General features: G+C 69.6%; 1 protein-coding gene. It reads right to left on the reverse strand.

Translation table 11 applies throughout. The features are described from left to right. A partial coding sequence (locus ACI3K3_RS25725) for an MBG domain-containing protein (RefSeq protein ID WP_404918957.1) occupies positions 1-690 on the reverse strand: 690 nt, incomplete at both ends.

A 690-nucleotide genomic window follows, 5' to 3' on the forward strand; every position in this document is an offset into this window, starting at 1 on the left:
CCGCGAGGGAGCCCTGGGTGATGCCATAGGCGCCGACATTGCTGATGGCGGTTGCTGCGGTGGCCAGCGCGCCGCTGAGGGTGTCGCCGTTGACGAGGCCGTCGCCGCCCAGGGAGTAGGTCAGCGCTGGGTTGCCATTGCCGTAGAGGCGCGAGAGAGCATCGGCGGTGACGGTGAGGCCGCGCGGGGTGACGGTGAGGTCGGCGCCGGTGAAGGAGAGGGCATAGTTGCCGCCAGCCGCGAGGGTGCCCTGAGTGATGCCATAGGCGCCGACATTGCTGGTGGCGGTTGCTGCGGTGGCCAGCGCGCCGCTGAGGCTATCGCCATTGACGAGGCCGTCGCCGCCCAGGGAGTAGGTCAGCGCGGGATTGGCATTACCATAGAGGCGCGAGAGGGCATCGGCGGTGACGGTGAGGCCGCGCGGAGTGACGGTGAGGTCGGCGCCGGTGAAGGTAAGGGCATAGTTGCCGCCAGCCGCGAGGGTACCCTGGGTAATGCCATAGGACCCGACATTGCTGGTGGCGGTTGCCGCAGTGGCCAGCGCGCCGCTGAGGGTGTCGCCGTTGACGAGGCCATCGCCGGCCACGGAGTAGGTCAGCGCCGGATTGGCATTGCCATAGAGGCGCGAGAGCGCGTCGGCGGTGACGGTGAGGCCGCGCGGGGTGACGGTAAGGTCGGCGCCGGTGAAGG

The sequence above is a fragment of the Novosphingobium sp. ZW T3_23 genome, assembly GCF_044987305.1.
In the GTDB taxonomy this organism is placed as follows: Bacteria; Pseudomonadota; Alphaproteobacteria; order Sphingomonadales; family Sphingomonadaceae; genus Novosphingobium.